1 protein-coding gene is annotated in these 1349 nt (G+C 69.5%); it reads left to right on the top strand.

All coding sequences use genetic code 11. The features are described 5' to 3' along the window. Positions 1-391: 391 nt before the first annotated feature. Positions 392-1349: amino acid permease (locus AB0O00_RS39735; RefSeq protein WP_363659534.1), on the top strand; the 958-nt coding region annotated here is incomplete at its 3' end.

Here is a 1349-nt window from a genome sequence, read left to right as displayed (position 1 = left end):
GGCGAGGTCGCGATCGGCGGGCCGGCGGTCGCCGAGGCCGAAGACGCCGAGCTTGATGGCCTGGAGCAGCCGCTCGACGGTCTCCTCGAAGGCGTTGCCGGTCCTGACCGGGCGGAAGATCGCCCCGGCCTGCCAGTCGAGCCGCGCCCGCTCACGTGTTTCGTCCGCGTCCACGCCGGAATCGTACCTACGAACGCGTTTCCCGCACTCGTTCCCTTCCTGCCCTTGACGCGGCCCCGGTCCAGCCGGAACGATGCTGCTCACCCACCCCAATGGCCTGATTCCAGACCATTGAAAGAGCCGTCCGACCGTCGAACCCGCCGGGGCGACCGCGCCACGCCGCCGTGACCGCGCGCTTCCCGGCACACCCTCAACCCCCAGGGGTGCCCCCATGACCGACGCACGCTCACCCGAACACCCTGCCCCCGACGTGTTTCCGCCGACAGCCTCCCCCGTTTCCGGCGCCACCGTTTCCGACGACGAACAACGCCTCCGCGAGCTGGGCTACACCCAGGAGCTGGCCCGCTCGATGTCGGGCTTCTCCAACTTCGCTGTCTCCTTCTCCATCGTCTCGATCCTCTCCGGCTGCCTGACCCTGTACGGGACGGGGATGAACACCGGCGGCCCCGCGATGATCATCTGGGGCTGGCCGGTGGTCGGCCTGCTCACGCTCTGCGTCGGCCTCGCGATGGCGGAGATCTGTTCCAGCTACCCGACGGCCGGCGGGCTCTACTACTGGTCCGCCAAGCTGACCCGCACCCGCGGCCCGGCCTGGAGCTGGTTCACCGGCTGGTTCAACTTCCTCGGGCAGGTCGCGGTGACCGCCGGCGTCGACTACGGCGCCGCCTTCTTCACCAACGCCTTCCTCACGCTCCGCTTCGGCGTCGCGGCCACCCCCGCGCACACCATGGAGATCTTCGCCGTCATCCTGGTGGTGCACGGCCTGCTCAACACCTTCGGGGTGCGCCTGGTCGCGGTCCTCAACAGCGTGTCCGTGTGGTGGCACCTGATCGGCGTCGCCGTCATCGTCGGCGCGCTCGCCGTGCTCCCCGACCGGCACGCCTCCGTCTCCTACGTCCTCACCGAGTTCGTCAACAACACCGGCTTCCACAACCAGCTCTACGTCGCGATGCTCGGCCTGCTGATGGCCCAGTACACCCTCACCGGCTACGACGCCTCCGCGCACATGACCGAGGAGACCCACGACGCCGCCCGCTCGGGACCGCGCGGCATCGTCAACGCCATCACCGTCTCCCTGGTGGCCGGCTGGATCCTGCTGCTCGGCATCACCTTCGCCATCCGCGACTACGACGGCGCGCTCAACAGCGACACCCAGGTCCCGCCCGCGC

Source organism: Kitasatospora sp. NPDC093558 (assembly GCF_040683475.1).
In the GTDB taxonomy this organism is placed as follows: Bacteria; Actinomycetota; Actinomycetes; order Streptomycetales; family Streptomycetaceae; genus Kitasatospora.
The sequence above is the reverse complement of the archived record's forward strand: the minus strand, read 5'-3'. Positions and strand labels throughout refer to the sequence as shown.